The 26,026-nt window shown below is 67.4% G+C and carries 28 protein-coding genes; 11 read left to right on the forward strand and 17 right to left on the reverse strand.

All coding sequences use genetic code 11. The annotated features are described in order from the left end of the window. The 5 genes from A5756_RS05500 to A5756_RS05520 form a co-directional block, all read right to left on the reverse strand. Positions 1-1,362: NAD(P)/FAD-dependent oxidoreductase (locus A5756_RS05500; RefSeq protein WP_066948542.1), on the reverse strand; the 1,362-nt coding region annotated here is incomplete at its 3' end. Then, complete coding sequence (locus A5756_RS05505) at positions 1,359-1,574, reverse strand: ferredoxin (RefSeq protein ID WP_066948546.1); 216 nt, start codon at positions 1,572-1,574, stop codon at positions 1,359-1,361. The genes A5756_RS05505 and A5756_RS05500, both read right to left, overlap by 4 nt. Positions 1,575-1,690: 116 nt before the next feature. Further along, on the reverse strand, positions 1,691-1,942 hold the full coding sequence (locus A5756_RS05510; RefSeq protein WP_066948550.1) for a hypothetical protein: 252 nt from the start codon (positions 1,940-1,942) through the stop codon (positions 1,691-1,693). A 1-nt stretch (position 1,943) separates the two neighbouring features. Then, positions 1,944-2,189, reverse strand: coding sequence for a DUF6480 family protein (locus tag A5756_RS05515; protein WP_082948147.1), 246 nt, complete (start codon positions 2,187-2,189; stop codon positions 1,944-1,946). 199 nt (positions 2,190-2,388) lie between these two features. Beyond that, entirely contained in the window at positions 2,389-2,643 is a 255-nt protein-coding gene (locus A5756_RS05520) for a hypothetical protein (RefSeq protein ID WP_066948558.1), read from the reverse strand. Between the two features lie 245 nt (positions 2,644-2,888). Between A5756_RS05520 and A5756_RS05525 the strand changes: the two genes are divergently transcribed. Beyond that, entirely contained in the window at positions 2,889-3,446 is a 558-nt protein-coding gene (locus A5756_RS05525; RefSeq protein ID WP_066948561.1) for a CsbD family protein, read from the forward strand. 26 nt (positions 3,447-3,472) lie between these two features. Beyond that, positions 3,473-4,147, forward strand: a complete 675-nt coding sequence (locus A5756_RS05530; protein ID WP_066948564.1) for an IF2 family translation initiation factor — start codon at positions 3,473-3,475, stop codon at positions 4,145-4,147. A 12-nt stretch (positions 4,148-4,159) separates the two neighbouring features. Here A5756_RS05530 and A5756_RS05535 read toward each other — a convergent pair whose 3' ends face one another. The 4 genes from A5756_RS05535 to A5756_RS05550 all read right to left on the reverse strand — a co-directional run bounded on the left by A5756_RS05535 (position 4,160) and on the right by A5756_RS05550 (position 7,429). Beyond that, positions 4,160-4,837, reverse strand: coding sequence for a cutinase family protein (locus A5756_RS05535; RefSeq protein WP_066948567.1), 678 nt, complete (start codon positions 4,835-4,837; stop codon positions 4,160-4,162). Between the two features lie 105 nt (positions 4,838-4,942). Continuing rightward, positions 4,943-5,272, reverse strand: coding sequence for a DUF3253 domain-containing protein (locus A5756_RS05540; protein ID WP_231989090.1), 330 nt, complete (start codon positions 5,270-5,272; stop codon positions 4,943-4,945). Between the two features lie 14 nt (positions 5,273-5,286). Then, positions 5,287-6,060, reverse strand: coding sequence for an enoyl-CoA hydratase/isomerase family protein (locus A5756_RS05545; protein ID WP_066948570.1), 774 nt, complete (start codon positions 6,058-6,060; stop codon positions 5,287-5,289). Between the two features lie 100 nt (positions 6,061-6,160). Next, the gene (locus A5756_RS05550) at positions 6,161-7,429 is read right to left on the reverse strand and encodes an alpha/beta hydrolase family protein (RefSeq protein ID WP_066948573.1); all 1,269 of its coding nucleotides are present in this window, start codon (positions 7,427-7,429) and stop codon (positions 6,161-6,163) included. Positions 7,430-7,602: 173 nt separating this feature from the next. Here A5756_RS05550 and hrpA point away from each other — a divergent pair, with 173 nt between their 5' ends. Both hrpA and A5756_RS05560 read left to right on the forward strand, forming a co-directional pair. Then, complete coding sequence (gene hrpA / locus A5756_RS05555) at positions 7,603-11,523, forward strand: ATP-dependent RNA helicase HrpA (RefSeq protein WP_066948577.1); 3,921 nt, start codon at positions 7,603-7,605, stop codon at positions 11,521-11,523. Positions 11,524-11,638: 115 nt separating this feature from the next. Beyond that, complete coding sequence (locus A5756_RS05560; RefSeq protein ID WP_255360741.1) at positions 11,639-13,132, forward strand: FAD-dependent monooxygenase; 1,494 nt, start codon at positions 11,639-11,641, stop codon at positions 13,130-13,132. Positions 13,133-13,135: 3 nt separating this feature from the next. Here A5756_RS05560 and A5756_RS05565 read toward each other — a convergent pair whose 3' ends face one another. Beyond that, a complete protein-coding gene (locus A5756_RS05565) occupies positions 13,136-13,318 on the reverse strand; it encodes a hypothetical protein (RefSeq protein WP_066948580.1) in 183 nt (60 codons plus the stop codon). Positions 13,319-13,479: 161 nt separating this feature from the next. On the opposite strand from A5756_RS05565, the gene zwf reads away from it, so the two are divergent. Then, positions 13,480-14,985, forward strand: coding sequence for a glucose-6-phosphate dehydrogenase (zwf, locus tag A5756_RS05570; RefSeq protein ID WP_066948583.1), 1,506 nt, complete (start codon positions 13,480-13,482; stop codon positions 14,983-14,985). A 9-nt stretch (positions 14,986-14,994) separates the two neighbouring features. Here zwf and A5756_RS05575 read toward each other — a convergent pair whose 3' ends face one another. Next, the gene (locus A5756_RS05575; RefSeq protein WP_066948587.1) at positions 14,995-15,918 is read right to left on the reverse strand and encodes a class I SAM-dependent methyltransferase; all 924 of its coding nucleotides are present in this window, start codon (positions 15,916-15,918) and stop codon (positions 14,995-14,997) included. A gap of 161 nt (positions 15,919-16,079) precedes the next feature. Here A5756_RS05575 and A5756_RS05580 point away from each other — a divergent pair, with 161 nt between their 5' ends. Further along, on the forward strand, positions 16,080-16,961 hold the full coding sequence (locus A5756_RS05580; protein ID WP_066948590.1) for a CoA ester lyase: 882 nt from the start codon (positions 16,080-16,082) through the stop codon (positions 16,959-16,961). Between the two features lie 10 nt (positions 16,962-16,971). Here the strand turns inward: A5756_RS05580 and A5756_RS05585 are convergent, their stop codons facing one another. After that, positions 16,972-17,718: a sensor domain-containing protein gene (locus tag A5756_RS05585; protein WP_066949108.1), complete on the reverse strand. Its 747-nt coding sequence runs from the start codon at positions 17,716-17,718 to the stop codon at positions 16,972-16,974. Positions 17,719-18,128: 410 nt separating this feature from the next. Here A5756_RS05585 and A5756_RS25795 point away from each other — a divergent pair, with 410 nt between their 5' ends. Together A5756_RS25795 and A5756_RS05600 are read left to right on the forward strand one after the other, a co-directional pair. After that, complete coding sequence (locus tag A5756_RS25795) at positions 18,129-18,557, forward strand: hypothetical protein (protein WP_156659257.1); 429 nt, start codon at positions 18,129-18,131, stop codon at positions 18,555-18,557. A 199-nt stretch (positions 18,558-18,756) separates the two neighbouring features. Then, positions 18,757-19,992: an osmoprotectant NAGGN system M42 family peptidase gene (locus A5756_RS05600; RefSeq protein WP_156659259.1), complete on the forward strand. Its 1,236-nt coding sequence runs from the start codon at positions 18,757-18,759 to the stop codon at positions 19,990-19,992. A 10-nt stretch (positions 19,993-20,002) separates the two neighbouring features. Here A5756_RS05600 and A5756_RS05605 read toward each other — a convergent pair whose 3' ends face one another. Further along, a complete protein-coding gene (locus tag A5756_RS05605; protein WP_066948602.1) occupies positions 20,003-20,776 on the reverse strand; it encodes a class I SAM-dependent methyltransferase in 774 nt (257 codons plus the stop codon). Positions 20,777-20,828: 52 nt separating this feature from the next. Continuing rightward, positions 20,829-21,512 carry a GAP family protein gene (locus A5756_RS05610; protein WP_066948606.1) on the reverse strand — a complete coding sequence of 228 codons (684 nt, stop codon included), beginning with the start codon at positions 21,510-21,512 and terminating at the stop codon, positions 20,829-20,831. A gap of 243 nt (positions 21,513-21,755) precedes the next feature. On the opposite strand from A5756_RS05610, the gene A5756_RS05615 reads away from it, so the two are divergent. The 3 genes from A5756_RS05615 to A5756_RS25800 are packed head-to-tail and all read left to right on the forward strand — an operon-like array spanning position 21,756 to position 24,492. Beyond that, positions 21,756-23,189: an FAD-binding oxidoreductase gene (locus tag A5756_RS05615; protein WP_066948611.1), complete on the forward strand. Its 1,434-nt coding sequence runs from the start codon at positions 21,756-21,758 to the stop codon at positions 23,187-23,189. A 41-nt stretch (positions 23,190-23,230) separates the two neighbouring features. After that, positions 23,231-24,295: a hypothetical protein gene (locus tag A5756_RS05620; RefSeq protein ID WP_066948614.1), complete on the forward strand. Its 1,065-nt coding sequence runs from the start codon at positions 23,231-23,233 to the stop codon at positions 24,293-24,295. A 26-nt stretch (positions 24,296-24,321) separates the two neighbouring features. Further along, positions 24,322-24,492, forward strand: coding sequence for a hypothetical protein (locus tag A5756_RS25800; protein ID WP_156659261.1), 171 nt, complete (start codon positions 24,322-24,324; stop codon positions 24,490-24,492). Positions 24,493-24,517: 25 nt separating this feature from the next. Here the strand turns inward: A5756_RS25800 and A5756_RS05625 are convergent, their stop codons facing one another. From A5756_RS05625 to A5756_RS05635, 3 genes are all read right to left on the reverse strand, one after another. Continuing rightward, positions 24,518-25,078, reverse strand: coding sequence for an FKBP-type peptidyl-prolyl cis-trans isomerase (locus tag A5756_RS05625; RefSeq protein WP_066948618.1), 561 nt, complete (start codon positions 25,076-25,078; stop codon positions 24,518-24,520). A 48-nt stretch (positions 25,079-25,126) separates the two neighbouring features. Then, positions 25,127-25,438, reverse strand: a complete 312-nt coding sequence (locus A5756_RS05630) for a DUF732 domain-containing protein (RefSeq protein WP_082948153.1) — start codon at positions 25,436-25,438, stop codon at positions 25,127-25,129. A 149-nt stretch (positions 25,439-25,587) separates the two neighbouring features. Further along, on the reverse strand, positions 25,588-25,956 hold the full coding sequence (locus A5756_RS05635; protein ID WP_066948621.1) for a hypothetical protein: 369 nt from the start codon (positions 25,954-25,956) through the stop codon (positions 25,588-25,590). Positions 25,957-26,026 lie beyond the last annotated feature (70 nt).

Raw genomic sequence — 26,026 nt, forward strand, 5'->3', positions numbered from 1 at the left:
GGCGTGTCCGGTCAGCACCACGTCGGGCAGGGCGGGGGGTTCGCGGGTAGCGGGGAACCGGGCCGGCATCGGCTCTAAGATGACCGTAGGGTCGTATCCGGGGGGGGGGGGGGGGAAGGGCGCCGACCGCTCGATGAGGGAGGCGTAATACGGCAACCACTTGCCATGGTTGAACGTCACCGCCCCCACGATTCGGCCCCGGTAGCCGTAGGCGGCCGCGAAGCGGCGTTCCGTGATCGAACCTTGGGTGAAGACGATCTCGTCGCCGAACGAACACACCCCGACGCTCTTGATGTTCACGCCGAACTGGCCGGACCAGAAAGAGGGCAGCGGCAGGTGCGGTCGACGCCCCAGCTCGAGGCTGATCATATTGTTGGCCGCCACCTCGGCGCCGAAAGCGGCATTGTCCCAATGCTCTTGGGACATGAACTGGTATTCGTAGAGGACGTGCGGGGCGCGGGCCACGTCGCCGGCGACGAAGATGTTGTCGGTCACCACGCCATTGATGTCGAAGGCGCGGCAGCCGGCGTCACACGCCACTCCCCAGAACCCACTCGCCAGCTGAGCGCCGTCCAGCCATTCCACGTTGCGGATCGAGCCCAGCGAGGCGACCACCACATCGACGTCGAGCACGGTGCCATCCGAAAGGCGGGCGGCGCGGACGCGGCCGTCGGCGTCGCCGTCGAGGCCGTCGACCGCCACACCGGTACGCAGGTCGACGCCGGCCTCGATCTGCATCCGTGCGGCGATATCGCCGATCACGCCGCCGAGCGCGCCGACCAGCGGAGCCTTGCCACGTTCGGCGACGGTCACCGGCAGGCCGAGGTCCCGGCACACCGACGCGATCTCGGAACCCACGAAACCGGACCCGACGATGAGGACCCGGCGGGGTCGGTCCTTCAGCGCGGCGGCCAATCTCGCGGCATCGTCACACGTGCGCACCGTGAATAACCCGGCCAGGGCGGCCTCATCCGAATTGAACCACGGGCGGGCCCTGGTCCCGGTGGCGATCAGCAGCCGGTCGTAGTCGAGCCTCTCGCCGTTGGCCAGCAACACTTGACGGTTGGACCGGTCCAATCCCACCGCCGCGACGCCCAGTCGCCAGTCCGCGTCGACGGGTTGCAGGCGGGGCAGCTTCGTGTGGTCGGCGGGCACCCAACCCTTCAATACCTGCTTGGACAGGGGCGGCCGATCGTAGGGCTCGTGCGGCTCATCACCGACGATGGTGAGCGAGCCGCGAAACCCTTTGTGCCGCAGCGTTTCCGCGGCGCGCAGGCCGGCCAGTGAGGCGCCGACGATGACGATTCGGCCGTCGGACTTGAACGATTCGACGAGCTGGCCGACGAGGGAAGCGGTGCTCACGGGGTGTCCCGGTCGGCGGGCGGATCCACTTCGAGGATGATCGCCTGCACCGGGCAGGAGGCCGCCGCGCGCAATACGCGCAGACGCTGGGAATCGTCCGGGTTGGGGTCGTACGCTAACGCTTCTTCGCCGACAAGCCGCAGCACGTCGGGCGCCAGAGGGACACACTGCGCGTAGCCCTGACACTTGTTGAGATCGACGACCAGCCGCATACTCCGACCTTCCGCCCGTCGGCTACCAGCCCCCTTGCGGGCAGACTACTTCGCCGCGGCTGTCGGCTACGAAAGATCACGGAGATTCGCTGCGCAGCGGTCGCAGCGCAGGGATATCAGGCACCCAAGTTGCGGAGCGCAGTGTCGAGCTCCTCGGCCTGTTCGGCCAGCTCACGTTCCGACAGCTGCCTGCCCCCGGCCCGGTCCAGCACCTCTCGGCGCGTCGCGATCTGCAGTGCGCCACGGTAATCCGGTGCATCCAACTCTGCCGGCGAGGCGACGTCGATGCGGCCCTCGATCGCGACCAGCGCGGCGTGCTCATCCTGGCAGTCGAGTAGCCGCCGGACATCGTCAGCGGTGACGGTCATCCTAAGTCGCCCCAACCATTTTCATGACGAGCAGCACCGCTACCGCGAGGAAGACCACGACGAAGACGCAAACGGCGGTCACCGTGAGTACGGAGCTGGGGGTGAATCGCCCGGTCGCCGGCGGTTGGCGCTCGCCCACGCCCGACGTCTGCGGTGCCGCGGGGGGAGTGGATCCCGGGGGGACGCCGCCACCGGCCTCGAGCCCGGGCGTTTGCACCGGGTCGGGATTAGGGGGTTGTGCTGTCATCGCTGACGCCCGTCCTTTCCTGGGCTTTCGGTGTCTCGCTCGCGCCGGCGTCCGTCCCGGGTCGCTTCGCCACCCGCGCACGCCATTGCGCCGTTGCATTCCCGCCCAGAACGCGCCCAAACGGGGTGCTGCGATTACGGCCCGATCAGCCAGCGTCCGCCCGGCAAATGAGCGGCATCAGGCGGCTGGAAGCCGGTGTCTAGGATTCCGCGTGCGGAGTGGGGCTTTGTGCGGATTCCCACTTCGACTCCAGCGACCTGCTCACCGTGGTGCCGGCGGGCAGGTCGAGCTGGAAGGTCTCCCCGTCGTCGTCCTGGAAGGTGACGGTGTAACCGGTGTCGGTGGAGTCTTTGAACACCACCTTGTAGGGCTGTTCGCCCGAGCCACGGTCGACGGCGATGATGTCGCCAGGGGTGACGTCGTCGATGAGGTCGTTGCCGGAGGCTTTGGACATACGGTCGACGGTAGCCGATGGCGCGGCCGCGCCGGTGTCACGATGACAGTCGCCCATCCTCGACGACCGCATTGCACGCGAATTACTCTGCAGCGCTGGCGAATTGATTCACCCCCGGTACATCGATCCGGTCCGACGCGTGGGTGACGCAGGTCACATGCGGGTTTGATCGCCCTCATCGGTGGAATCACTGGGCGTACACGAGCGAACGCAATTCTTGGCTAACCGCCGCAAGGAGATTTTCGATGAGCGAGCAGAACAAAGCCGACGAGGCCCGGCGGGGCCTGATCGATTCGGTGAAAGGCAAAGCCAAAGAGGTGTTCGGGGCTGTTACCGGCAACGAATCGCTGACCGCCGAGGGGCAACTCGAGCAGACCCAGGCGCACGAGCGCAAGGAAGCGAACGCGATGGAGGCCGTCGCCGAGGCGCAGGCCAAGCAGGCGCAGGACGCCGCGGCCGAAGCCAGGGTCCAGGGCGCCCAACAGCGGGTCGCGGCGAACGCGCAAGCCGTCGCCGCCGAAGAATCGATCGAAGCCCAGGAGGCGGCTCAGAAACGGGCCGCCGAGGAGGCCGCGCGGCAGCGGGCGACCGCCGAGAAGACCCAGGCCGAGCTGGACGCGCAGCGTGAAGCGCAGCGAGCGAAAGCCGAAGAGCGCGCCGAGATCCGTGAAGCGTCGGAGGACATCATCGACGCCGTCGCCGAGCACCAGACCTCGGTCCAGGTGGCGCACAACGAGGCGTCGGAGGCCGACCGCCTGCGACGTCAAGCCCAGAACGTCACCGACGAAGCCGACCTGCCCTGACGGCGGGTCACACACAGGAGAAGTTGATGAGAATATCCGAAGTCCCGTTCGCCGTTCTGCGGTTCCACTACCAGCTGGCCCGTTTCCCATTGCAGGTCATCGAGGATCGGGTTGTCACCCGAATCCCGACCGAAGCGCCCGCGCGGCTGCTGTTCGAGCGCTCGCTCGGCATGCTGGACACCACGGTCGGCAATGTGCTCGATGATCCGAAGCTGGTCGAGCGGGGGACGGCACTCGTTGAACGCAGCGACGCGCTGGGCCGCGCGGCGCAGCTGGACGCGAAGGCCGTAGCCAGGAAGGAGCAGGCCGACGCGAAGCTGAAGGGCGCCCGCGACGAGGCGATCGCGGACCGGCAGGAAGCGCAGGCGGCCACGCAGCAGGAGATCACCGAGGCCCGCAACGCCGCCGAGCAACGCAAACGCGAAGCCGCGCAATCGGCCCAGCAGCAGAGCGCCGCGGCGAAGCGGCGCGCCGACGAGGCGGCGGAGAGGCAGAAGCGGACGGTCGAGTCGGCCAAACGCCAGGTGGAGACCAGGACTCAGGCCGCCGAGAAGGCCGCCTCCAAGGCCGCGGCGGCGAAGATCGACGAGGCCGAGGACAAGCTGGGCGACGCCGCCGAAAAGCGCTCCGAGGCGGACCGCGTCGCGCAACTGGCGGCCGCCGAGAAGCGGCAGCGGCAAGAAGAACGCGCGAACGACTGACGGCCGCGCGCCTCAGACGCGCGGCGCCGGCCCCTGGTTGATCTTGTTGGCCGCGAACGTCGCGGCCTGGGCGGTCATTCCGGCGTCGATATAGGAGACGTGCGCCATGATGTTGCCGCCTCCGGAGCAGATCGGGTCGTCGGGGGCGCACAGGCTGATGGTCTTGGATCCGTACGCCGGGTTGATCGTCGGTAGCGGTTGTCCGCCCCACAACATGGATGAGAATCCGCTGCTGGGCTCGCCGAAGAGGGCCACCGCGGCGACGTGGTCGGCGACCGAGGGCGCCATCGCGTTGGTCGCCAGATCGATCACCGTCGAGCCCTGCGAGTATCCGCCGAGGACGATCCTCGAGTTCGGGCAGCTGGCCACCGTGTCTTGAATATGTGTGCTTGCGTCATTGGATCCGGCGTTGGCGCTGTTGTGGTAGTCGTCGTTGGCCGGGTAGTTGACGGCGTAGACGTCGACGGACTTGCCTCCGAGCTGCGAGGTGAGCGAGTCCACGAACGCCTGCCCGATGTTGCCCAGACCGGGCTCCTGATGAGTGCCGCGGGCGAACACCACCGAGACGTCGGAGCATGCGTCGGCGGCAGCGGAGGGCAGGGCTGACGAGTCCCAGACGGGGATGCTCAGCGCAGCCCAGGTCGTCGCCACCGACACACCAACTATGCGACCAAATCTGCGTGCACTCATGCCGAAATCCTGTCACATCATCGACCGCGGCGGTCCTGCCGGTTGACGCTGGGTCGGGGAAGCGAACGCATACAGCCGAATCATATTGCGGCGCAACGGAAGCTCTCAGTCGGCGGTAGTCCGGATGCGAATGGGGCCGGTCCAGTCGCCCTCGGGATCGACAGCGGAGCCGCGCTGCGTGATCTCCACGTCGCCCGATCTGGCGAGCTGCCGCGCGACGTCGCGTGCTTCGGGCATCAGCGCGCGCCAGTTCTCGCCACCCACGGCCCGGGCCGCGTCCGACGGGCAGATGCTGCTCCGCGAGCCGCGGTGCTCGGCCAGCGCGCGGATCGACGATTCGAGTCGCCGCCTGATCGGCCCGTCCCCGAGCGCGATCTCGGCATAGTCGGCGCCGGGCCCGCCGCCGTCACGGACCCGGCCCAGCTCGGCACGCAATCGCCCACCCATTCCTAGCGGCCGCGCCACTGGGGCTTGCGCTTCTCGGCCCACGCCCGGAGGCCCTCGGCGACGTCCTCGGTCGCCCCGGCCACCTTGCGCATGGTCTCCCCGAAGCGAACGGCCTCGATCCAGCCCATGTCCGCCGTCCGCCACGCCACTTCCTTGGTCGCCCGCTGGGCCAGGGGAGCGGCCTCGGTCAGGGTCCGGGCCCAGGCCCGGGCCTCGGCCTGCAAGTCGTCCGGCTCGACGAGCTTCCACACCAGACCGATTTCCTTGGCCCGCACGGCGCTCATGGGCTTGCCGGTCAGGAGCAGTTCCATGGCGTGGGCCCAGCCCACCCGCTGGGGTAGCCGGATGGCCCCGACGATGGTGGGCACGCCGATCGACACCTCGGGAAAACAGAACGTCGCCTCGGTGCTGGCGATGACGAAGTCGCAGAAGAGCGCGCCGGTCACTCCATAGCCGATGCAGGGCCCGTGCACGGCGGCGATGGTCGGCTTGAACAGCTCCATCCCCGACTCGAAGGAGTTGATCGTCGGCTTCTCCCAGAAGGTGCCGCCGAAGGTGCCCACCGAGCCCTCGCCGTCCTTGAGGTCGCCGCCGGCGCAGTAGACGCTGCCGTTGGCGGTCAGGATCGCGACCCACGCGTCCAGGTCGTCGCGGAACCGCTCCCACGCCGCGTTCAAGTCTTGACGGAGAGGCCCGTTGATGGCGTTACGAGCCTCGGGGCGGTTGAGGGTGATGGTAGCGACGTGGTCGTCCAGCTCATACGTGACGAGACTCATGGGTTCACCCTAGGGCGCCGAGTGTGGGCCCTACGGATGAAAACTGACTCGAATTCGTCCATCGGCCCCACGCTCGGCGAACGGCCCACGGCCCGACCCCCTAAGTACGGCAGGTCGCGGTGACACCTGGGGTTTGCAGCCGTCCGGCAAGCCAGGGCAGCGTTGCGGCGAATGCTGTTGCGGCAGAGGGCCAGTCGTGCTTCCCGGGCAGTTCGACGATGCTGCAGTCGATGCCATGGGCGGCACCGAGACCGCAGAGCGATTCCGCGGCGGCCTGACCGACCGCCTGCGACCGGCCGCCATGCCCACCCGGAACCGCGAACAGACCGGACAGATCGGAGTAGGCGCCGTGGCGCGCGATGACCGTGCTGGGGTCGAACGACGACCAGGCCTCCGAGTCGCCGCCAAACAACCGGTCGACGGTTTGGGATCGCGTGCCCGCGTTGGGCGCGAGGTCACCGCCGACGTCGACGAAGGCGCCGAACGTGCCGGGATGCATGACGGCCAAATCGACCGCGCAGGTACCGCCGGAGGAGAAGCCGACGACGCCCCACCTCGCCGCCGCGAATTGGGCATTGATCGCGGGAACGACATCGGCGGTCAGGTGGTCGGCGGCGTTGCCGCGCGACCCGTTCACACACTCGGTGTCGACGCCGAATCCGCCGGTCGCGTCGGCGAAGACGGCGATGGGCGCGTTGCCGGCGTGCGTCGCGGCAAAGGCGTCGAGGGTGCTGACGGCCTCGCCGGCGCGAATCCAGTCGGCCGGTGTGTTGAATTCCCCGCCGAGCATGAGCACCGCCGGCAGCCGCGCTGGTGGTGTGCTGCTGAACCAGGCCGGTGGCAGGTAGACCCATTCGCCGCGGTGGCGAAAACCCGACGCTTGGTCGCCGGAGTCCACCGCGACGACCACGCCGCGTGACGGCTTGACGCCTTTGTGCCGCATCGCCGCAACGGCATCCCAGTCGGCTTGGCCCGGCAACGGCGCATTGGTCAGTTGGCCCCAGGCGGCGTAGACAGTGGGGAAGTAACCCAGCCAGCCGTTGATCGTCAATCCCGTGCTCAGCAGGCAAAACGACGCCGCGAACACAGCGGCGTTGCGCCGCCACCAGCCGGCGCCATGCCAGCCGACTACCGCGATCACCACGGAGAATCCCGTGAGCGAGACCCACAGCCACATCGGCCACGGCGCCGGCTCGCTGGCCAGACCGAGCGTTTCGTAATGCCAGTGAATGAGCGCGCCGAACAGGACGCCCATAACCGCCCCCGCCGGCACCGACAACACCCGCCAGCGGCGCCCTCGCCATCCGATCGCGTAAACCAACGCCACGACGGTGAGCAGCTCGACGGCGATCGGGATGGCGCCCCGCATCAACGAGATCCGCCACAGGGGATTGGTGTAGTCGGCCGCCTGCGCGAGACGCGAAAACGCTGCCGGCTTCGGATATTCCGGACGCCGCCGTGGATTACCCGGGCCGATTGCGCGCGAATCACCGTCGCCCGACCCGATGATGTCCGCGAGCGGGCACGCCTACCCTGGCCCGAGTGGCCGAACTGTCCGTCGCGGAACTGCGCACCCGACTCGACGGTCTGACAACCCGCGACGCCGCACGCCTCGGCAGGCGCCTGAAGAATCTGCGCGGAGCCAAACCCGACCAGCTGCGGCAGCTCGCCGAGCAGATCACGCAGGCCGAAGCGCTCGTCGCCGCGCGGCAAGCCGCGGTGCCGGCCATCAGCTATCCCGATCTCCCGGTCAGCGCGCAGCGGCGGGAGATCGCCGACGCGATTCGGGACAACCAGGTCGTCGTCGTCGCCGGTGAAACTGGTTCGGGCAAGACCACCCAACTGCCCAAGATCTGTCTCGACGCCGGCCGGGGCGTCCGCGGAACCATCGGGCACACCCAGCCCCGGAGGCTGGCCGCCCGCACGGTCGCGCAACGCATCGCCGACGAATTGGGCGGCCCGCTCGGCGAGACCGTCGGCTTCACGGTCCGGTTCACCGATCAGGTCAGCGACCGCACCCTGGTGAAGCTGATGACCGACGGCATCCTGCTCGCCGAGATTCAGCGGGACCGCCGGCTGCTGCGCTACGACACACTGATCCTCGACGAGGCCCACGAGCGCAGCCTGAACATCGACTTCCTACTGGGTTACCTGCGCGAGCTGCTGCCGCGCCGCCCCGACCTGAAGGTGATCGTCACCTCGGCGACCATCGAGCCGCAACGGTTCGCGGACCACTTCGGCGGTGCGCCGATCCTCGAAGTGTCCGGGCGGACGCACCCGGTAGAGATCCGCTACCGGCCGCTGGAACTCCCCGTGTCAAGCGGCCGGGAGGATGATCCCGACGACCCAGATCACGAGATCGTGCGCACCGAGACCCGTGACGAGGTCGAGGCGATCGTCGACGCGATCGCTGAGCTCGAGGCCGAACAAGCCGGGGACGTCCTGGTGTTCCTCTCGGGCGAACGCGAAATCCGGGATACCGCCGAGGCTTTGGGCGGATTGAGAAACACCGAGGTGCTTCCGCTGTACGCCCGGTTGCCGACCGCTGAGCAGCAGAAGGTGTTCGCGCCCCACACCGGGCGCCGGGTCGTGCTGGCAACCAACGTCGCCGAGACGTCGCTGACGGTGCCGGGTATTCGCTACGTCGTCGACCCCGGCAACGCCCGTATCTCGCGCTACAGCCGCCGCTTGAAGGTTCAACGGCTGCCGATCGAACCGATCTCGCAGGCCTCCGCCGCCCAACGGGCGGGCCGCTGCGGCCGGGTCGCGGCCGGCGTGTGCATCCGCCTGTACTCCGAGGAGGACTTCGCGGCCCGTCCGCGCTACACCGAGCCCGAGATCTTGCGGACCAACCTCGCCGCGGTGCTGTTGCAGATGGCCGCGCTGCGGCTCGGCGAGGTGGAGAACTTTCCATTTCTCGACCCGCCGGACCGGCGCAGTGTCCGCGACGGCGTGCAGCTGCTGCAGGAGTTGGGAGCTTTCGACGCCCAGGGCACCATCACCGACCTCGGCCGCCGCCTGGCCCGCCTGCCGGTCGACCCCCGCCTGGGCCGGATGATCCTGCGGGCTCACACCGAGGGATGCGTGCGGGAGGTGCTGGTGCTGGCCGCGGCGCTGACCATCCACGACCCGCGGGAGCGGCCCACCGACCGCGAGGAGGCCGCCCGTCAGAAGCATGCTCGCTTCGCCGACGAGAACTCCGACTTCCTTACCTACCTCAACCTCTGGCGCTACCTAAGCGAACAGCGGAATACCCTGACGGGCAACGGATTTCGCCGCATGTGCCGAGATGAGTTTCTGCACTACCTGCGCATCCGCGAGTGGCAGGACCTGGTCGGGCAACTCCGTGGCATCGCGCGCGACCTGGGCATCGTTGAAGGTGCCGCATCCGATGCGCCCGCCGACCCGGAGCAGGTGCACGCGGCGCTGTTGGCCGGGCTGCTGTCGCACGTAGGCATGCGCCGCGAGGGCGGACGCGAATACGGCCGTGAGTTTCTAGGCGCGCGCAACTCGCACTTCGTCCTCGCACCGGGCTCAGCGCTCACCAAAAGCCCACCCCGCTGGGTGGTCGTGGCCGAGCTGGTCGAAACCAGCCGCCTGTACGGGCGCACCGCCGCGCGCATCCAGCCCGAGGCGGTCGAGCGGATCGCGGGCGACCTCGTGCAGCGCACCTACAGCGAACCGCACTGGGACGCCAGGCGCGGCGAGGTGATGGCCTACGAGCGGGCGACGCTCTACGGCCTGCCGCTGGTTGCGCGCCGCCGCGTCGGTTACGCCGGGGTGGAGCCGACGGTGGCGCGGGAGTTGTTCATCCGGCACGCGCTGGTGGAGGGCGACTGGCAGACCCGCCACCACTTCTTTCGCGACAACGCGCGGCTGCGCGCCGACCTCGAGGAGCTGGAGGAGCGTGCCCGCCGCCGCGACCTCCTCGTCGGTGACGACGAGGTCTACGCGCTCTACGATGCCCGCATTCCGGCCCAAGTCGTCTCCGCGCGGCACTTCGACGGGTGGTGGAAGAAGCAGCGACACAAGACACCGGAGTTGCTGACCTTCACTCGGGACGATCTGTTGCGCACCGCCGACACCGCCGACGCCGAGCGGCCGACCGCCTGGCATTCGGGCGACGTCACGCTGCCGCTGACCTACCGGTTCGAGCCGGGTGCCCCCGACGACGGCGTCACGGTGCACGTGCCGATCGACGTGCTCGCGCGGTTGGGCGGTGACGAGTTCGCCTGGCAGGTGCCGGCGATGCGCGAGGAGCTGGTGACCGCGCTCATCCGCTCACTGCCAAAAGACTTGCGCCGCAACTTCGTTCCCGCCCCCGACACCGCCCGAGCCGTGCTGACGGGGATCGACGCGGCGGAGGAGTCGTTGCTGGAGGCGCTGCAGCGCGAATTGCGCCGTCGCACCGGCATTCTGGTGCCCGTCGAAGCATTCGACCTCGACAAGTTACCGGCGCATCTGCGGGTGACCTTCGCCGTCGAGTCCCCCGACGGTACCGAGGTCGCCCGCGGAAAGGACCTCGACGCGTTGCAACTACGGCTGGCCGCGCCCGCTCGTCAGGCCGTGGCGGGGGCGGTCGCCGGCGGGCTGGAACGGACGGGCCTGCGCACCTGGCCCGACGACCTCGACGCGCTGCCGCGTGTCGTCGAGCGAACGGTCGACGGCCGCGCCGTGCGCGGCTTTCCGGGCTTCGTCGACGCGGGCAGCGCGGTCGACCTGCGGGTCTTTGCGACGCAGGCGGAGCGGGACAACGCGCTGGGGCCGGGAATGCGGCGATTGGTCGGGCTGAGCGTGGCGTCGCCGGTCAAAGCGGTTGAGCGACAACTGAGCTCACGAACCCGCCTGGCGCTCGGCGCGAACCCGGACGGCTCGCTGACCGCGCTGCTCGAGGACTGCGCCGATGCCGCGACGGGCGCGCTGGCGCCCGGGCCGGTGTGGACCCACGACGAGTTCGCCGCGCTACGCGAGCGGGTGGGCGAGGCGCTCGTGTCCGCGACCGCCGACATCGTGGCCCGCGTGGAGCAAGTGTTGGACGCCGCGCAGGACGTGCAACTCGCCCTGCCCGGCCGGCCGCCGCCCGCGCAGTCCGAGGCGATCGCCGACGTTCGCGCTCAGCTGGATCGACTGTTGGTGCCGGGGTTCGTCGCCGCCACCGGAACTGCCCACCTGGGCGATCTCATCCGCTACCTGAGCGCAATCCGCCGGCGCCTCGAGAGGCTGCCGCACGGGATCGACGGGGACCGGGAGCGAATGCAGCGGGTGCGCGCCGTGCAGCGCGCCTACGACGATCTGACACAGTCGCTGCCACCAGCGCGGCAGGCGGCGTCCGACGTCCGCGAACTTGGGTGGCAGATCGAGGAATTACGGGTGAGCCTTTGGGCCCAGCAGCTGGGCACCCCGCGGCCGGTTAGCGAGCAGCGGATCTACCGAGCGATCGACGCGCTACGCGACCGTACGTGAATTATTGCCCTCCCACTCTCAACGTATAGCGCACCGGGGGGCTTGCGGCAAGGGCGGGGTGATGCCGCACAATCGCTGGCCGAAGCCGATTTTCGCTCTTATCAGGGGGTTGGGAGTGTTATCACACGAGAACGTCGACCACGCGGTGCTGATCGCCGGAGGAGGCCCGACGGGCCTGATGTTGGCCGGTGAATTGGCGTTGGCGGGGGTCGATGTGGCGATAGTCGAGCGGCGCGCCGGCCAGGACCTCATCGGTGCGCGCGCCGGGGGTCTGCACGCGCGCACCATCGAGGTCCTCGATCAGCGGGGCATCGCCGATCGGTTTCTTGCCCGGGGCGAGGTTGCCCAGGTCGCCGGGTTCTCCCAGATTCGGCTCGACATCAGCGACTTTCCCACCCGGCATCCCTACGGTCTCGCGTTGTGGCAGAACGAGATCGAACGCATACTCGCCGACTGGGTGGACGAGTTGGAGGTGCGGTTCTATCGCGAACATGAGGCGATTGGCATCGCCCAGGACCGCAGGGGTGTCGACGTGGCGTTGTCCGATGGCCGATCCCTGCGAGGGGCATACGTCGTCGGCTGCGACGGCGGGCGCAGCGTGGTCCGTAAAGCCGCCGGCATCGATTTCCCCGGCTGGGAGCCGACAACCAGTTACCTGCTCGGCGAGGTCCAAATGGATTTCGGGACAGGGGATTCGCCGGTATGGGGCATCCGCCACGATGCACTCGGGGTGCATTCCCTTTCCGCGTTTGAGGAGGGCGGGCCGGTGCGAGTCATGGTCACCGAGCGGCGTCTCGGGCCAAGCAGCGAACCCACGTTAGGCGACCTGAGTGAGGCGCTGATCGCCGTATACGGAACGGACTACGGGATACACAGTCCCGCTTGGCTTTCCCGATTTACCGACACGGCGCGGCAAGCCGCAACCTATCGCGACCGGCGCGTCCTGCTGGCCGGGGACGCCGCGCATGTCCACCACCCGGTGGGCGGCCAGGGGCTCAACACCGGCGTGCAGGATGCGGTCAATCTGGGGTGGAAGCTGGGACAAGTGGTCAACGGCACGTCGCCCGGCAGCCTGCTCGACAGCTATCACACCGAACGGCACCCGGTCGCCGCGCGCGTGCTGCGCAACGCGATGGCGCAGATGGCGCTTCTTCGCCCCGACGACCGAACCAAGGCCTTGCGCGACACGATTGGCGACCTGCTCGCCATGGAAGAACCTCGCCAACGGTTCGCCGCCATGATGTCCGGCCTGGACATCCGCTACGACCTGGGCGACGCACACCCGCTGCTCGGACGGCGCATGCCCGACCTTGACCTGGTCACCGCCGAGGGGCCGCTGCGGGTTTTCACGCTGCTACACCAGGCCCGACCGGTGCTGCTCAACCTCGGCGAAGCGGGCCGATTCAACCTGGCTTCCCGGGCGGACAGGGTCCAGCTGGTCGACGCGGAATACGGAGGTAACTGGGAACTTCCGGCAGTCGGCAGGGTAACGGCTCCCGACGCGGTATTGATTCGTCCGGACGGGCACGTGGCCTGGGTCGGAATTGGCACGAGTGACGGCTTGGGCGACGCGCTCACGGCGTGGTGCGGCGCCCCGCCCGGCCCTTAGGGGCTAATCCGGCGGTTCGTCGCCCGAGCCGAGGGTGGGGGCGCGTTTCCGGTCGCTGGGCTTGCCGGCAACGCCTTCGGCCTCCCGGTCGTCGGCGACCTTCTCCTCGAGCTGGTCGACGATGTCTTCCAGCTCCTGAGAGTGGCCCCGGAGATCTTTGTCGGGTTTCGTCATATCACTTTCCATCGACTGTGGTCGGGCAGCGCCCGTCGCTTTCCAGTACCCCATCCGCCGGCTGGTAACCGGCCGGGTCTTGTGATCCTCAACATGGCGGTGAAGTGGCCGCGTTGGCCGAGCTAGCAGTGACGGACGCGACATTACGCCGCAGCGGTGGAAGTATCGCAGGGGTGGCCGATAAGAAACCGCAGACCATCTCGTACCCGGCGGCCGACAGGCGTCCGCGCCGCCACGAAACCGAGCCGCTCGATCCCCACGTCATCGTTCTGTTCGGTGCGACCGGGGATCTGGCGAAACGCAGGCTGATCCCCGGCTTGGCCTATCTGGACCAGTCCGAGCTTGCGCCCGACATCCAGATCGTCGCGACGTCGCTGGAAGACCTCAGTGATGACGATTTCCGCGATATCGCCAAAGATGCCATCGAGTCGTTCGGCAGGCACAAGCTCACGTCCGAACAGTGGGCCAATTTCGCGAAGATCATCACCTACGTCCCGCAGGGGAAGGGACCGGAAGCGCTGGCGGCGGCGGTCGCCGAAGCCGAAGCCGAGCTGGGCTCCAACGTCAAGCGGCTGCATTACCTGTCGGTGCCCCCCAAAGCCGCGCGCGAAGTCATCACCATGCTGAGCGACGCCAAGCTCGTCGAGCGCTCGCGGGTGGTGATGGAGAAGCCGTTCGGAACCGACCTGGCCAGCGCGGTGGCGCTCAACGACTTCGTGCACGAAACGTTCGAGGAATCCCAGATTTTCCGTATCGACCACTTCCTCGGCAAGGAGGCAGCACAGAACATTCTGGCGTTCCGCTTCGCCAACGGACTGTTCGAGCCGATCTGGAATCGCAACTTCATCGACCATATCCAGATCGACATCCCCGAGGCTCTCGGCCTGGATCAGCGGGCGAACTTCTACGAGGAGACCGGCGCCTACAAGGACATGGTCGTGACCCACCTGTTCCAGGTGATGGCGTTCGTCGTCATGGAGCCGCCCACGGCGCTCGAACCTTTTGCCATCAGCGAAGAAAAGAACAAGGTGTTCCGCTCGATGCTGCCGGTCAAACCCTCCAACGTGGTGCGCGGCCAATACAACGGCTACCGCGAAGAGAAAGGCGTGGCAAAGGATTCCGACACCGAGACGTTCATCGCCCTCAAGGTCGGCATCGACAACTGGCGCTGGGCGGGCGTGCCCATCTATCTGCGTACCGGCAAGAAGATGGCCGAGGGCATCCGCATCATCTCGATCGCATTCCGGGAGGCGCCCCGGACGATGTTTCCGCCCGGCTCGGGGGTCGGGACTCAGGGTCCCGACCACCTGACGTTCGACCTCGCCGACAACTCGAAGGTTTCGCTGTCCTTCTACGGCAAGCGGCCGGGCCCCGGCATGAAGCTGGACAAGTTGTCCATGCAGTTCTCCTCGCAGGAGATCGACACCGTCGTGGACGTGCTGGAGGCCTACGAACGGCTCATCCTCGACGCCATGCGGGGTGACCACACGCTCTTCAACACCGCGGAGGGCATCGAATCGTTGTGGGAGCGTTCGCAGGAGCTGCTCGACGACCCCCCGCCGGCGAAGATGTACCAGCCGGGCACCTGGGGTCCCAACGCCATCCATCAACTGATCGCACCCAATGCGTGGCGGTTGCCCTTCGAGCGGGAATGGCGCGACGCCAGGCCTGACTCCTAGCCGGCGCGGTCAGCCCAGTTCGGCGCTGATGTAGGTGATGGCGTGCCGAAATTCCTTGAGCATTTCGTTGTCAGGAACGACGAAGCCGTGCTCGGCGTATAGCTGGTCGGTGGGGTGGGGGGCGACGATCCAGCCGGTCGCGGCCAGGTGCTCTCCGGCGGGTTGGCGCACCCCCTCCCACACCAGATCGGCGACGTCGATGTCCAGTCCGTGCTTACGCCACGTGGTGCGCATCGCCCGGGCGCGCTCGTTGGTGAACACGGCCATGTCGGTGATGTTCTCGGTGGCCAGCCGGCTGCCCGGTGCGCTGAGCGCGGTGATGTTGTCCAGGAGGCGGTCCTGTGCCTGCGGCGGCAGGTAGGGGAGCAGGCCTTCGGCGATCCAGGCCGTCGGTGCCGTCGGGTCAAAACCCGTGCCACGCAGCGCGGTTGGCCAATCCTCGCGCAGGTCGATGCCTACCGTTCGGCGTTCGGCGGTCGGTTCGGCACCGATCCGGGCCAGCGTTTCGCTTTTGAAGGCGATGACCTCGGGCTGATCAACCTCGTAAACCACCGTGCCCGCCGTCCAGGCCAAGCGATAGGCCCGGGCGTCGAGCCCGGCGGCCAAGATCACGGCCTGACGTATCCCGGCGCTGGACGCCGATGTGAGGAAATCATCGAAAAACCTGGTGCGTACGGCGATCTGCTCGCGACGCTGCTGCAGGGTCACGGGCATGTCGTCGTTTTCGAGCGGGATCTGGCCGTCGAGCATGCGGACGAAGAACGGGTGCCCGACCGCGCGCACCAACGGCTCGGCGAACCGGTCATCCAGCAGCGGATCGGGCTCGCGGGAGGCCAGCGCCCGGGACGCGGCGACCATCGTCGCGGTAGCCCCAACACTGGAAGCCAAATCCCAGCTGTCGCCCTCGGTGCGCGCCGAACCAAGTGATGACACTCGCCGCTCCCTCCTTTGATTCGCCCGCCGCGGCGGCAGGAGTCCGGATGTTCGCCGCCAACGGACTGTGCGGCCATACCACCTGAGATCGAAGGGTACTTTCTGCCTAAGCCGCGCTCACCAAGCCCCCGCTGAGCTCGAGACAGGAAGCGAATCACTGGATGGCACCGACTCTGCGCCCGCGCCGCTCGGCGTTGTATCTGCCCGGCAACAAGACCCGCGCATTGGAGAAGGGTAAATCGCTGCCCGCGGACGTGGTCATCCTCGACCTCGAGGACGCCGTAGGACCCGACGCCAAAGCCGATTCGCGGGCCGCGGTGTGCGACGCGATCTCCCCGGACAGCTACGGGCCCCGGGAGGTCGTGGTGCGCATCAACGGCTTGGACACCGAGTGGCACGACGAGGACTTGGCCGCGGTGGCGGGTTCGGCCGCCCACGGCGTGCTGGTGCCGAAAGTCGAGTCGGGCGATCAGGTCCGAGCGCTGGCCGCGACGCTGGCCAAGCTCGACGCCCCGGAGTCGTTGCGGCTGTGGGTGATGATCGAAACGCCGCGCTCCTTCCTGAGGGTCGAGGAGATCGCTTCGGCCAGTGACCGACTGGCCGCGCTGGTGATCGGCACCAACGACCTGGTGAACGATCTGCACGCGTTGCACGTGCCTGGCCGCACGCCGGTCGTGCCCGCGTTGTCGTTGGCGGTGCTGGGAGCCAGGGCGGCCGGAAAGGTGATTTTGGACGGCGTGTTCAACGACATCACCGATGAAGACGGATTTCGCGCCGAGGCTCGGCAGGGCCGCGAAATGGGTTTCGACGGCAAGACTTTGATCCATCCGTCTCAGATCGGCCCAGCCAACGACCTGTTCGGTCCGTCGGAGCAGGAAGTCGCCGACGCCCGCAAGGTTGTCGCGGCCTATGAGGAAGCGCGGGCCGCGGGGACCAGTGTCATCACGGTGGACGGTCGGATGGTCGAGAGCCTGCACGTCCGCAACGCCGAGCGCATCCTCGCGCTCGCGGACCTCATCGCGGAACTGGCGTCCGCCTCCTAGACGTACGGGCTCATTGCTTGTCGACTCGGCCGGCGATCTGGCCGGCGAGTTTGACCGCCAAGTCCGCCGGTTCCTTGCGGACCACACCGACATCGATCGCCACGTTGTTGCGCACGGTCAGCGCGCGCTGGCAGGTCATGGTCAGCAGGACGTTGCCGTTGTCGCGCACTGTCATCGTCAGGGTGGTGCTCAACATCCCGTTGGCGTTGGAGACCGGTCCCACCTGCCACCCCGTCTCGGGGGTGTCCTGTCCGGCGGGAGTGGTGAATTGGCGGTTCGCGCAGGCCGGCCAGCGCTGCGCCGAGCTACTGAAGAAGGCGTTCGCCTCTTTGGGAGACGGGAACAGCACCAGTACCTGGCCCACCTCGGGATCCGGCTCATTGGAATTCGGGGGAAGGGACGCGACCTCGTCGTCGCCGCTGACCGCGGTGTAACCGCTACCCGCATAGACGGGAGCCTGACCGGGGCCGATGGCATAGATGCAGTCGTCGGGGAATTTCCAGCCCGCGGGCCAAGGCTGCTTCGCGTTGTCGTCTTGGAGCTTGTCGTTCTTTTCTTTGCTCTTCGATCCGGTCACACCCAGCGCGCTGTCGATCTCCGCCGAACCGAGCAAGAGCCCCGACAGCGCCGCCTGCGCGACCGGCGGACGCGTCGAGGTCGTCGTCGACGAGCCGGGGCCACCTTCATTGCTACCGCCGCACGCGGCAACCAGTAATCCGATGGTCGCGAACGAGATCGCGGCTGACAGTCGGCGCATGTATTGCTCACCTTTCACGGTCGCGTTCAGCTCTGCAAGCCTCCGCGCGACCAGACGCATCCACGACCAAGCTAACGAGGTGGACGGAAGCATAACCGCTCGGACAGCAAATTGCGTGATTCGTCGCAAAGTGTTCGATGAACCGTCGTTCGAAACTCGGGATTCATGTCGCTCGCGTAGCGCGCCGACCGGGCCAAGACCGACGGATCGGCCCGCTCGGCGGCCCGCAACCGGGAATCATTCGCAGATCAAGGGTTTCCTAGGGCAACAAAATCGGGCGGTGCCGTCCACCGACGCAGGCGCCGCAGCGCGTCTCGGATTCAAATGCGAATTAAAACCGCGCCGGGGGTATGCCAGTTGCCGGTAAGGTGCATTCAGCAAACGCCATTCTTGGAACAGAGGAGCCTCCGATGCGGCTGGACCGAACCAAGATCGCGGGAGTCGTCGCCATCGCGATCGTCGCAGCGGGATGCTCGAACGGCACGTCATCGTCGGGCTCGTCGTCAAGCCCGTCGGCGGCCTCGGGCTCCCAGGCGCCCAGCTCGGCACCGCCGACGACGACACCACCCTCGTCCTCCACGCAAGGCGGCTCCTTCGATCAATCCACCTGCTTGGACATTTCGTTCACCAAAGACAACTTGATGGTGACCCAGAAACCCGAGGATGCGCGCAGGTTCGCCGACACGCTGGAAAAGTACGGGCCGCCCGAATCGGTCAAGGCCGCGATCGAGCACTTCGTCACCACCGTCGGCGCGCAGCCCAACGATCCCGACCTCAACGCCAACCGGGACGCGCTTACCGCCTGGATCAAGCAGGTGTGTCCCAACGTCAACCCGTAACATTGGATCAGCTAAGCCCGTCGCCTTTGCGCGAGCGAATCCGGTTGCGCCAACGGGCGTCCGGACACCACGTGCTCTACCGTGATGGCGGGGGGACAGGGGTGCCCGGTTTCGGCGCGGGCGCCCGCCCGTACCGGTGAGTCGACGGTGACCACGCGGTAGGTTGAACGCGGTTCCGGACGACTCGAGAGGAGACACCGTGCGTCACAGCGCGGCCATGGCCGAGGCCGACCGCACGTGGATGGTTGACACGCTGCTCGCGCTGCTGCAGACGCCGAGTCCGGCGGGGCGCACGGATGCGGTGATGCAGCTGATCGGCGACATCTTCGATGACTTCGGGGTGCCGTTCTCGTTGACGCGCCGCGGCGCGTTGACCGCCGAACTCCCAGGGGACTCCGCGACTATCGACCGCGCGCTCGTCGTTCACGCCGACACCATCGGCTGCATGGTGCGTCGGCTCAAAGACAATGGCCGTCTCGAGGTCATTCCGGTCGGCACGTTCTCGGCCCGGTTCGCGGCGGGCGCCCGGGTGCGGATCTTTTCCGACGATCCCGACGAATTCATCACCGGCACAGTCATGCCGCTCAAGGCCAGTGGGCACGCCTTCGGTGACGAGATCGACCTGCAGCCCACCGACTGGGAACACGTCGAGGTCCGCGTCGACCGCAAGGTGTCCTCGCGGGAGGACTTGGTCCGGCTGGGCCTGCAGATCGGTGACTTCGTCGCCTTCATCGCCAGCCCCGAGCTGACCGCCGACGGCTACATCGTTTCCCGCCACCTGGACGGTAAGGCCGGCGTCGCGATCGCGCTGGCCCTTGCCAAGAATTTCGCCGAGAACAAGTTAGTGCTGCCGCACCGCACCATGGTCATGATCACCATCACCGAGGAGGTCGGCCACGGCGCGAGCCATGGCTTGCCCGCCGACGTCGCCGAATTGGTCTCGGTGGACAACGCGGTGTGTGCACCCGGCCAGCACTCCATCGAGGACGGCGTGACTATACCGATGGCCGATCTGCACGGTCCGTTCGATTACCACCTGACCCGGAAGCTGTGCCGGCTCGCGCAGGAGCAGGAAATCCCATGTGCGCGGGACGTGTTCCGCTTCTACCGCTCCGACGCCGCCGCGGCGATCGAGGCGGGCGCGGGCACTCGCGCGGCGCTCGTCGGCTTCGGGCTCGACGGCAGCCACGGTTGGGAGCGCACTCATCTGGATTCGCTGCAGGCGGCGTACTGCCTGCTGCACACCTGGCTGCAGACGCCGTTGACCTTCGCTAAATGGGATGCCAAGCCGTCGGGCCAGCTGCGGGACTTCCCATCGTCCGAGCAGCCCGCCCCGAGCGAGCGGTGGGTGCCGCTCGCACGTGGCGAATACGAGGGACCAGGCGAGGCGTCGCCGGGATCGCACTGGCCGCCGTCGGAGGGCCCGCAGGCCTGAGGCGTAGCGCCTAGCGTCCGACACCGCGGGGGATCCGGTCGGCGCGCCAGCACCGGGACTTCATCGGGACCTCGATCGCTTCGGCCCGGGGGAATCGCTCAGTCAGGGCAGCGCGGGCATTGGCGAGTCGCTCGGCGCGCTCATCCGCAGACGCGATGATCACCCGGCTGTAGGTGCCCACCATTGCGACGACGTCGTCGATGCTCATCGTCCGCGCGAACGTGAATGTTTCGCGGGCGAGGTTGTGGAAGATCTGCGGGTCGGGGAGCACAACGTTTTCGTGGCGCCGGCGGAAGCGGTCGGGCGATTCAGCCTCGGGTGTGTCTTCGCCCGGCAGCAGGTCGAGGTCGCGCACCCAATCCACGTCACGATCTCGACTGGTCCAGATCAGGCCGAACCGCCCGCCGTCGCGCAGTACCCGGCCGATCTCCGGAACGGCCCGGTTGGGATCCATCCAGTGCCACGCCGACGAAACAAACACCGCGTCGGCGGAAAGGTCGGGAAGCGGAATCGACTCCCCAGTGCCTTCGATGGCACGAACCCCGGGAGACCGCTCGGTGAGTACGGCCCGCATGCGCGCATCGGGTTCCACGGCGATGACCGTCGCTACCCTGTCCACGAGTGTGCGGGTGAACAGCCCGGTGCCCGCGCCCACGTCGACAGCCACCCCGCAATGGGGTGGCACCAGCCAGTCCACGGCTTGCTGCGGGGGGTGCGGGCGCAACCCGTCATAGTGCTCGGCGATCGAGCCGAAGGAAGTCGCGCGCTCTTGGCGATCAGTCACACGCAACAAGATATTGCGGCTCGCTATGCAAGAGATGAGAAAGAGTGCCGCGTCACCACAGGGCGCTGTGATTGACGAGCGCGTCGGCCACCAGTCCGATTCCGAAGACCAGGAACAACAGCCGGACCGACATCGGGCCGTAGCGGGTCAGGGCGCGGACAAGCCTGCGCTGAATGCGCTTGGCGCGCATGGTTCGTCGCATCGAAAGGGCAAGGATCAGCAATGGTGGGGAAAGTGCGATCGCCCAATAGGCGACGATCGCCAAGGGCCAGAACGGTGGCCTCGGGTGCAGGGCGGCGAGCATGGCCAGGCCCGTGAGATAGGGGATTGCGGTTGGCGCCTGCCCGCTACCGACGGCCAATCCGAGAAACCCGAGCAGCCATGGCCGTTCGCGCATCGCCGCCAGCGCCCAGCCCGGAGCCGATGATTGGGCGGTCAACGGGAAGTACGCCAGGCCGGTCAGCACGAGGCCGAGCACCAGCTCGCCTCGAAAACGGATGGCCGGCGTCACGTGGAAATGGACGACATGGGTCAAGAAGCTGAGGCCCAGTACCGTGCACAGCCCGAATGTGGTTGTGACGGCGAACACGCCCGCGATGAAGCTCAGGGCACCCGGAATCGGCGACCGGCGATTCAACCGGCTGTCGAAAATGACGGCCGAGACGACGCCCAGATTGAGGACGTTCAACGAATCGAGAAACGCCAGGCCCGCAAGCGCCAGCACAAGAGGACCCACGCGCCTGAACCCCGGCTACCGACTGGACTGGCCGGGCGTGCACATCAAAGCGGCGATCATGCTGCAGACAATACGAGCCGCAGAGCGGCGTGTCCGTTTGAGGCGGCGCCCGCCGTACTCGGCGGGTGCATCACCGGGGCGGCTCGTATCGGTTTCGATCCGGTCACACGGCATGGGGCACCGAGGTTTTGGTTGTCAGGCGTTTGACAATGCCGGACATGAGGCAGACGCGGGAGCCCGACGGTGGCGCGTGAAATCTCACGCCAGACGTTCCTGCGGGGGACCGCCGGAGCGTTGGCCGCCGGTGCGGTTTTCGGCTCCGCCCGGGCCACCGCCGCCCCCAACCCCACCGGGTGGGAGGGTCTGTCCACCGCCATCGGTGGACAAGTGCTGCTACCGGACAACGGTGCTTTCGGGTCGGCCAAGCAGGTGTTCAACACCAACTACAACGGCTCGACGCCCGCTGCCATCGTGACCCCGACGTCGCCGGCTGACGTGCAGAAGGCCATGGCGTTCGCCGCCGCCCACAACCTGAAGGTGGCGCCGCGCAGCGGCGGGCATTCCTACATCGGCGCCTCCACGGCGAACGGCGTCATGGTGCTCGACCTGCGTCAGCTGCCCGGAGGAATCAATTACGACGCCGGTACTGGGAACATCACGGTGACGCCCGCGACCAGCTTGTACGCGATGCACCAGACGTTGGCAGGCGCCGGCCGCGGCATCCCGACGGGTACCTGCCCGTCGGTCGGGGCGTCCGGGCACGCCCTGGGCGGGGGATTGGGCGCCAATTCCCGCCACGCGGGGCTGCTCTGTGACCAATTGCTGTCGGCGTCGGTAGTGCTGCCCGGGGGTCAGGCCGTGACCGCGTCCAGCGCCAGCAATCCCGACCTCTTCTGGGCGTTGCCCGGTGGTGGCGGCGGCAACTTCGGCGTGACCACTTCGCTGACCTTCGCCACCTTTCCCACCACGGATCTTGACGTGGTGAACCTCAACTTTCCCCCCGAGGCGTTAGCGCAAGTACTGGTCGGCTGGCAGAACTGGCTGCGCACCGCCGACCGGAACAGCTGGGCGCTGGCGGACGCCACCGTCGATGGAATGGGCACGCATTGCCGCATCATGGCGACCTGCCCGGTCGGATCGGGGGGCAGCGTAGGGGCGGCCATCACCAAAGCCGTTGGGGTGCAACCGACTGGGACCGAGAACCACACCTTCAACTATCTCGACCTGGTGCGGTACCTGGCCGTCGGGAACCTCAACCCGTCACCGCTCGGATACGTCGGCGGATCCGACGTGCTGCCCGTCGTCAACGCGGCCACCGCCCAGGGCATCGCCAAGGCGGTCGACACCTTTCCGCGTGGAGCCGGCCGCATGTTGGCCATCATGCATGCGCTGGACGGCGCCCTCGCCGATGTGGCGCCTGGGGCAACCGCCTTCCCGTGGCGTCGCCAGTACGCGCTGGTGCAGTGGTACGTCGAAACCGGCGACGCGGCGGCGGCGACCAACTGGCTCAACACTGCACACCAGGCCGTTCAGCCGTACTCGGTCGGCGGCTACGTGAACTACATCGAGGCGAACCAACCGGCCTCGCGATACTTCAGCTCGAACCTGTCCCGGCTGACCGCCGTGCGCCAGAAGTACGATCCCAGCCGAATCATGTTCTCGGGGCTCAACTTCTAGTGAATGGCGTGCGCGCCTGACCTCGGGACATAATCCCCAGCATGCCCGACACGGTAAAAATCACGTTGGATCGCGCCAGCGTGGCGATGGGCGACGACGTCGAGTCCCATCGCGTCTTCTGGGTCTTCCCCGACTCGGCCACCGTCGACGATTTGCTCGTCGAAGTCTCCCGCTACGTGCCGGGGATTGCCGGACCGGCCGGGTGGCTTGTCGACGTCAATACCGGTGACCGGGTACGCCGACGCGACCTCGGCATTATCTACACGCGCGATGACCTCAGGCAAGAGGATCAGATCTGCCGATTGACGGCCGGTAACACAACATTGGGCGATCTTGCCCGGTTGGCAAAGGTGCCCGATCTTGATGTGTACGCCCGGTACCTGACCCGGGACATGGGACGGCCGCTCGCGCTGAGCGAGGTGACGGCCGGCCCCGCCTATACCGGCGCCCAGCCGACCAAGCTGCAATCCGAGGCCGAGGCACAAGCCAATACGGACTGGGTCTTCACGCGCGAGCTGGATCGTCGCGCCGCCGAGGTCGCTGCGACTCGTCGCAACTGGATTCGCGCAAACATCATCGCGGGGAGCACGCCACCCGCCGGGACCGACATTTTCATTGCCCGCAATTTCCACTACTTGGCCGACCTACACTGCCCAGCCAGCATGGATGTGGCCGCGCAACTGCTGCTGGGAACCGACGAAGCTCGATACGAAAGCCTCAGCTCGACAATCGATATCGGCGCCCGCCCGGCGATGGTGACCCTGGCGATGGTGCTTGCGGCGTTCGAATGGCGTATGGCCTACGGCAGCTGGCAGGCCGGCGGACGCCCCTATCTCAAGCCCTACTTCGAATACCTCGCCGGCTGCGGTTATCGGCTCTCGCCGATCGAACAAGTCATGGCCGGCCAGATCACGGCTGAGCAATTGAAGTTCTCGCAGGGCGACATCGCCAGGCTGAACCGCGTCCGGCAACTGCGGGATCTGCAATACCAGCTGCGGATGAACCGCTACTACGCCAAAACGCTGACCGAGGAGCAGTACCGGGCGGCTATCACCTCTGTCCACGCCGAACTTTCCGACCTTGGCGAGCTTCCCGGACCCATGTAGGCCGCTTCGCGCGACGGCGACGACGGGTGCGGGCGTCAACGCCCAGCGAGATCCACACCGTCACGTTCTACGTCACGGCGTTCTTCGGTGTCCGCGGCGGCTCGATCAGTTCCTGGCGCGAGTATTGGGATACCACCCATGTCGCTCAGCAGCTCGGCATTGATCCGGCGCTCATGTTTGCGCCGCTGAGCAGTTGAGCGACAGGGGATTTGGTGCGCGGAGCTAGCCGGATGCGCTGAGGATCTTGATCGCGAACACGAGCGAGTCGCCCGGCCGGATTCCAGCGCTGGGTTGGCCGTTGGGGTATCCATCCGCGGAAGTCATCGCGACGCCCACCGTCGATCCGACCTTTTGCCCCGCGATGGCCTTCTGGAATCCGGGCACGACGCCGTTGAGCGGGAAGTCAACCGGGGCGCCCCGTTCGTAGCTGTTGTCGAACACCGACCCATCACGTCCGTTGACGCCCATGTAGCAGACGGAAACCCTGGCCGCGGCGGGGACCACAGGTCCGTCTCCCGCGTGCAGCGTGTGGACCTGGGTCTGGGTCACGCTGAACGGTACCGTCACGTCCACGCGCGGTGCCGTCGTATCCGTGGATCCGGTAACCGCCACGCTGCCGGTGCTTCCCGCCAGCGTCCAGTCCGGCGTTCCACCATTCTGTGCGGGTGCTGTCGGGCACGAGCCGGCCGCGGTTGCCGTGCCGGATCCGACGAGGGTCACAACGGTTGCCGCGACGCAGGCCGCGACGGAGGAATACACCAGGGAGGACTTCACGGCCGTCACGCTACAGCCAGTTGACTTGTCCCTCGGCGGTAGCCCTGCGCCTACCCGTCAGGTGCAGAGGCTGGGGGCGTCGCACACGTTGCCGGGGCAATAGGTCGAGTGCGCAGCGTCGACCATGGTGCCGACGTCCAACAACGTCACGCCCCTCGCGTTCAAGTGGGCGTGAACGTCGTCGGCAATTTGTTGTGGCGTCCAACCCCAGGTGAGGTCGTAGCAGATGAGGTGCGCCTCCCCGATGAGCGCCTCTTCCGTCTGGGGCGGCCAGCTGAGCCCGACGGCGCGCAGTTGTGCGAGGTATGCGTCGTCTTGTGGGGTGGCAGCCGCAAGTGCGGCGCTGCTAACCAGGGCAGCTCCGGCCATCACGGGGATGGTGAGGGTGGCCAGCCAACGAGGTGAGGGCATTCGATTCCCTTCCATTCTTCTTGGCGGTAGCACGGCCGCAGACATGAACAATAGCGAAAATCCCGAAGGCGGGTCCGCGTTCTCAGTCACTGTCGCGCTTGCCGTCTTTAGCCGGTCAGCGCAGCCACACCGAGACCGGCGAAGAGCGCCGCGCCACCCCCGCATGCGATCGCGCCAGCCGGCGACAACGTCTGGCGCCGCAGGCCGTGGACGGCTGCGACGACGTCCAAGGTGTCGACTAAAAGGCCCAGTTGCAGAGCGCGCGTGCGCAGCCGAGGTGAGGCGGTGTCCATGATGGCAATGGCCAGCGTTAGTTCGCGAGAACCGAACAGTTGAGTGGTCAGCGGCTGTTGACGGTCAGAACCCAGGCCGATCAGAGCCGCTGTCTTTTTGGGAGCAAGCCATGCGCTCAGGCCTGTCGCAAACCGCAATGCGGCGAAAGTGGGCAGGAGTACGCGGTTTCGGGTCTCGTTCATACGCCCACCCTCTCAAAGGGAGGCTTCCCTGGCCATTGGACCTGGTGCGGTGTCCTGCTCCCGTTCAGCG

It is taken from the genome of Mycobacterium sp. 852002-53434_SCH5985345 (genome assembly GCF_001667155.1).
GTDB lineage: Bacteria > Actinomycetota > Actinomycetes > Mycobacteriales > Mycobacteriaceae > Mycobacterium.

Bases quoted from the DNA above. Each gene is read 5' to 3' on its own strand.
- A5756_RS05505 (WP_066948546.1), bottom strand. From the start codon at position 1,574: ATGCGGCTGGTCGTCGATCTCAACAAGTGTCAGGGCTACGCGCAGTGT.
- A5756_RS05510 (WP_066948550.1), bottom strand. From the start codon at position 1,942: ATGACCGTCACCGCTGACGATGTCCGGCGGCTACTCGACTGCCAGGAT.
- A5756_RS05515 (WP_082948147.1), bottom strand. From the start codon at position 2,189: ATGACAGCACAACCCCCTAATCCCGACCCGGTGCAAACGCCCGGGCTC.
- A5756_RS05520 (WP_066948558.1), bottom strand. From the start codon at position 2,643: ATGTCCAAAGCCTCCGGCAACGACCTCATCGACGACGTCACCCCTGGC.
- A5756_RS05525 (WP_066948561.1), top strand. From the start codon at position 2,889: ATGAGCGAGCAGAACAAAGCCGACGAGGCCCGGCGGGGCCTGATCGAT.
- A5756_RS05530 (WP_066948564.1), top strand. From the start codon at position 3,473: ATGAGAATATCCGAAGTCCCGTTCGCCGTTCTGCGGTTCCACTACCAG.
- A5756_RS05535 (WP_066948567.1), bottom strand. From the start codon at position 4,837: ATGAGTGCACGCAGATTTGGTCGCATAGTTGGTGTGTCGGTGGCGACG.
- A5756_RS05545 (WP_066948570.1), bottom strand. From the start codon at position 6,060: ATGAGTCTCGTCACGTATGAGCTGGACGACCACGTCGCTACCATCACC.
- A5756_RS05550 (WP_066948573.1), bottom strand. From the start codon at position 7,429: ATGCGGGGCGCCATCCCGATCGCCGTCGAGCTGCTCACCGTCGTGGCG.
- A5756_RS05565 (WP_066948580.1), bottom strand. From the start codon at position 13,318: ATGGAAAGTGATATGACGAAACCCGACAAAGATCTCCGGGGCCACTCT.
- A5756_RS05580 (WP_066948590.1), top strand. From the start codon at position 16,080: ATGGCACCGACTCTGCGCCCGCGCCGCTCGGCGTTGTATCTGCCCGGC.
- A5756_RS05585 (WP_066949108.1), bottom strand. From the start codon at position 17,718: ATGCGCCGACTGTCAGCCGCGATCTCGTTCGCGACCATCGGATTACTG.
- A5756_RS25795 (WP_156659257.1), top strand. From the start codon at position 18,129: ATGCGGCTGGACCGAACCAAGATCGCGGGAGTCGTCGCCATCGCGATC.
- A5756_RS05620 (WP_066948614.1), top strand. From the start codon at position 23,231: ATGCCCGACACGGTAAAAATCACGTTGGATCGCGCCAGCGTGGCGATG.
- A5756_RS05630 (WP_082948153.1), bottom strand. From the start codon at position 25,438: ATGGCCGGAGCTGCCCTGGTTAGCAGCGCCGCACTTGCGGCTGCCACC.
- A5756_RS05635 (WP_066948621.1), bottom strand. From the start codon at position 25,956: ATGAACGAGACCCGAAACCGCGTACTCCTGCCCACTTTCGCCGCATTG.